Origin of the sequence: Roseovarius sp. MBR-78, assembly GCF_040547535.1 — a bacterium.
In the GTDB taxonomy this organism is placed as follows: Bacteria; Pseudomonadota; Alphaproteobacteria; order Rhodobacterales; family Rhodobacteraceae; genus Roseovarius.
Genome location: NZ_JBEPPX010000063.1, coordinates 1 through 4003 on the forward strand (window position 1 = coordinate 1; position 4003 = coordinate 4003).

General features: G+C 57.5%; 5 protein-coding genes and 1 pseudogene. 2 read left to right on the forward strand and 4 right to left on the reverse strand.

All coding sequences use genetic code 11. The features are described from left to right. Positions 1–219 precede the first annotated feature (219 nt). Genes ABIE58_RS19995 through ABIE58_RS20005 form a run of 3 tightly spaced genes read right to left on the reverse strand, consistent with a single transcriptional unit; the run spans position 220 to position 2070 of the window. On the reverse strand, positions 220–693 hold the full coding sequence (locus ABIE58_RS19995; RefSeq protein WP_354546375.1) for an acyl-CoA thioesterase: 474 nt from the start codon (positions 691–693) through the stop codon (positions 220–222). Next, on the reverse strand, positions 686–1618 hold the full coding sequence (locus ABIE58_RS20000) for an SDR family NAD(P)-dependent oxidoreductase (RefSeq protein WP_354546376.1): 933 nt from the start codon (positions 1616–1618) through the stop codon (positions 686–688). Before ABIE58_RS20000 ends, ABIE58_RS19995 begins: the two co-directional genes overlap by 8 nt. After that, complete coding sequence (locus ABIE58_RS20005) at positions 1615–2070, reverse strand: MaoC family dehydratase (protein ID WP_354546377.1); 456 nt, start codon at positions 2068–2070, stop codon at positions 1615–1617. The genes ABIE58_RS20000 and ABIE58_RS20005 overlap by 4 nt, the downstream gene beginning before the upstream one ends. Positions 2071–2237: 167 nt before the next feature. Between ABIE58_RS20005 and ABIE58_RS20010 the strand changes: the two genes are divergently transcribed. Then, a complete protein-coding gene (locus tag ABIE58_RS20010; RefSeq protein WP_354546378.1) occupies positions 2238–2945 on the forward strand; it encodes a TetR/AcrR family transcriptional regulator in 708 nt (235 codons plus the stop codon). Continuing rightward, the gene (locus tag ABIE58_RS20015; RefSeq protein ID WP_354546379.1) at positions 2933–3277 is read left to right on the forward strand and encodes a hypothetical protein; all 345 of its coding nucleotides are present in this window, start codon (positions 2933–2935) and stop codon (positions 3275–3277) included. Before ABIE58_RS20010 ends, ABIE58_RS20015 begins: the two co-directional genes overlap by 13 nt. Before the next feature lie 93 nt (positions 3278–3370). Here the strand turns inward: ABIE58_RS20015 and ABIE58_RS20020 are convergent. Continuing rightward, positions 3371–3874 (reverse strand): annotated as a pseudogene (locus tag ABIE58_RS20020) (transposase); the annotation flags it as partial. Positions 3875–4003: the final 129 nt, after the last annotated feature.

Genomic DNA, 4003 nt, shown 5'->3' on the forward strand with positions numbered 1-4003 from the left:
ACCCGAGATCATCCAAGGGATTGCCTTCAAGGACGGGATCAAGCAACTTCAAACTGCCGCCTGATCACGCAGTCACCAACTTTCGGGCATAGCTCCATTGCCCTTCGAAGGGGGGAATCACTGTCTCGAACCGCTGTGGAGACAGGACATTTTCAGCGGTCTGTTAGGGCTGCGTTGACGAAGGGGGCAGGTAACCGACCCTTTCATATTAGCGGGTGTTCAGGCGCTAAATCTCCCGTCTTGCGTCGGGTCCATAAACAGCGCTGTGGCACAGCTCAACAACGCCGGGCTAAGCGGCTGTGGCCGACGGGTCTGGCGATCAACGTAGACATGCACGAATGTCCCACGCGCCGCGCAAATAAGGTTTTCGCGGGAGAACAGACCAAACCCCCAAGTAAGGCTGGTCCGACCGATCGCTTCAACACGCACACCAACGCGCAAGCGTGAAGGAAATGTCACTTCCGAAAAATAATGCGCGTTGCTTTGCGCTACAAGCCCGATCAATCCCTCACCCTGCGGTGAGATATCAAGGGCTTCAAGCTCGACCAATGCCACATTCAGAGCGGTATCGAAATAGGCGAGATAAGCCACGTTGTTCAGGTGCCCGTATACGTCGGAATCGGACCACTGAAGCAGCGTATCCACAACATGCGGAAACGCGTTCAGGGTTAGTGCGTCAAGCCGTTCACTCACGGATCGTTGCCCCGTCAGTTGCCTGCGCTGCACGTGCGCGCTCAAGTATGCGGTCAACATGGGCCAGCCCGGTGGCGAGTTCCAGAGATGTATCAATCGATTCAATCTGGGCGAAACGTGCGCCGATAGCCTCGGGTGTCATGTCCTTAGCAGCAATATACACGCCCTCGCTTTCGACAATTGCCAACCGCGCGACTGTTCCTGCTCCGGCCAGAAAAGCGGTGCGCGAGGGGGCATCGCGGCTAACCAGCCAGACGGCAGCGGGTGCTACCAGATCGGGAGACAGGAGTTCGAGTACGTCGGAAGGCATCATGTCATCCGTCATTCGCGTGGCGGCGGTGGGCAGGATGGCATTGACATGAATGCCGTATTTTGAGCCCTCGGCATGTAGCACGTTCATCAGCCCCAGCACCCCCATCTTGGCCGCGCCGTAATTGGCCTGACCGAAATTGCCATAGCTGCCCGAGGTGGAAGACGTCATCAGGATGCGGCCATAGCTCTGCTCACGCATCACAGCCCAAACGGCCTTTGTGGCGTTCGCGCTGCCTGTCAGATGCACTTCGACGACGTCACAGAAATCCTCCATCGTCATCTTAGCGAAGGATCTGTCGCGCAGTATGCCGGCATTGTTGATCAGTACATCGATGCGGCCATAGGCTTCCAGCGTTTGCTCGACGAGAGCGTGCATATCCGTCTCGACCGCCACATTGCCATTATTGGCAATCGCTCGTCCTCCGGCTGCGGTGATTTCGGCAACAACAGCCTCTGCCGCCCGGGTGTTGCCACCGCTGCCGTCACGTGCGCCGCCGAAATCATTAATCACCACCGACGCACCGCGTTGTGCCAGCAAGAGGGCATGTGCCCGCCCGAGTCCGCCGCCTGCACCAGTGACAATAGCGACCTGCCCCTCGAATGAAACTGTCATGGATTCCCTTTCAAAGGTTGTGGATAGTCCAACATTACCAGCCATTCGGCCACCAAAGCCGGGCGGCTGGTGCCGTGGATCTCCAGTTCAACTGAATAGCGTTTCAGCGTGGCAGTGCCTTTTGCGTTGCTGTCAAGCAACGTAAAGTGACCGCGCACATGCGAACTCACGGGAACCGGATTGAGAAAGCGCACCTTATCGAAGCCGTAGTTGATTTCCACGGTGCCAGGGGATGTGGTCGGCAACGCCTGTTGGCTGAGCCGGGTCAACAGCGCCAACAGGTAGAAGCCGTGCACGATGCATCCGCCAAAGCTGGTTTCCGCTTTCGCACGAACGGGATCGGTGTGGATGAACTGATGATCGTCAATGGCATCGGCAAATTGATCGACCATAGGCTGGTCGATGAGATGCCATTCGGATGTCAGGATTGCACTTGCATGATCAAGGGTCATGGGGCTCCGGTTGGAATATGGATTTACAACATACTGAGTAGTATTTTATTGTTCGTGTTGTCCAGTCCATTTTTCTGGGACAAAGTTGACAGGCGTATCGTTCGGCTGGGCGTCGCCTCTCAGCGAACCGATGGCAAACAGAAGCGTATTGCAGGAAGGAACCACAGATGCCAAGGCCAATACCCAACCGGGGCAGGGGCGCGAAAGCACGCGGCATCGAGGAGAGTAACGAACCTGTCGAGAGTGTTGTCGAGATCCTCGATTGTGCAGCCCAGTGCTTCATGGAGATGGGGTTCCAAGGCACCAGCATCGACGATGTCGCCCGGAGGCTGGGGGCAACGAAAGGGCGAATCTACTATTACTACTCCTCCAAGGCGAACCTTTTCTTCGATGTGCACCGCGAAGGGATGGATCGACTGATGAAAGCAGTCAAAGCGGCGATGAAATCCAACCATTGCGGCACCGGTAAACTTCTGGCGATGGTTGAAGCTCACGCGCTCACCATGATGCAGAATATTGCCTATGAGTCCGTTGTTGTGCAGGGGGTGCAAATGCATCGGCTGGGTGCGACGACCCCAGAGCAGCGCCGCATACTGGATGAACTGATGGCTGTGCGTAAGCAGTTCGAGGAACTGTTTGTGGATGTCCTGCGGCAAGGTCAGGAGGATGGTAACCTGGCAATCCGTGATCTATCGCTCTGCGCTAAAGGTATCCTTGGCGCCGTGAACTGGATGGCAGTTTGGTATCGTCCACGCGCCGATGATTCCGCCGAAGTCCAGAAGAAGATGGCGCGCGAAATAGCGTATCAGCAGGTTTACGGGCTTCTTAGAGACGTTTCCGATCAAGTTGAAGCATACCCTGAGTGCCGGAGATAGCGAACACATTCCTGTGGGATGAAGACGGTCAGGGCCGAGGCGATGGCGGTGCAGATGCTTTCGGCGCATCGGGCGGCGGCGCGTCCGACGAGGGCCTTGAGCTTGGCGAAGACCAAGATGGGCTGCGTCTGCTCGAAGGCTCGCACGTACGTGCGGCTGATCAGCTTCTGTTCCTCAAGGCGCAGATCGTGAACTGGGTCGTCGCCGCCATCAACGGGCATGCCAAGAACTACTCGGTGTTCCTCGGCCCTGGCGGGTTCGCGATGACCCCACTCGGCTCTGTTGATGGCATGGATGCGCCGTCCCGACGGCATCACAATGTGGCAATGTGATGTTTGCTGAAGACATCACAGAAGGAGAGAGCAGAGGTGGCCCTGCTTTTTCGACCAGTTTGCAGCCCTGTTAAGGTGGATCAGGGTTTCACATCAGGCTGCCATTCTCATGGGTTCGGTTTTGCTGGCATGGACCTCGTCGGGGGTCAAGATGCCATGGGTCGAATAGGGCCTCTCGGCGTTGTAATAGGCCAGCCATTGGCCAATCCCCTCCCGTGCTTGTGACCCGGTTTCGAAGGCGCGCAGGTAAACGCATTCGTATTTCAGCGACCGCCAGAGCCGCTCTATCATGCGGTTGTCGATCCAGCGTCCCTTGCCATCCATCGATATCTGCACCTTGACCTCCTTGAACTCATCAATCCAGTCGCTACCAGTGAACTGCGACCCCTGATCGGTGTTGAATATCTCTGGCGGGCCGCATTCGGCCAGCGCCTCTTTCAGGGCCGCGACACAGAAGTCCGCCTCGAGCGTGTTCGACAGCCGCCAGGGTGAGATGGGATCGTGGCCCCGGTGGGGCCGCGTAAGCCCATCGAACACCTTGCGGCTGTGCCAGTCCATGATGGCCACCAGATACAGGAACCCGCGCTCCATCCGGAGTGAGGAGGGCAAGAAAACAGCGTGGGGCGCTGTTTTCCCGACGAACGCGCATCAGACGCATCAAGCGGCGCACACGTCGTGCCAGAGGCACGCTTGCAGCGTGACGACGGTCGCACTTGTGCCCCTGCC

Excerpts from the sequence above, each read along its gene's own strand:
- ABIE58_RS20000 (WP_354546376.1), bottom strand. The coding sequence starts at position 1,618 with ATGACAGTTTCATTCGAGGGGCAGGTCGCTATTGTCACTGGTGCAGGC.
- ABIE58_RS20005 (WP_354546377.1), bottom strand. The coding sequence starts at position 2,070 with ATGACCCTTGATCATGCAAGTGCAATCCTGACATCCGAATGGCATCTC.
- ABIE58_RS20010 (WP_354546378.1), top strand. The coding sequence starts at position 2,238 with ATGCCAAGGCCAATACCCAACCGGGGCAGGGGCGCGAAAGCACGCGGC.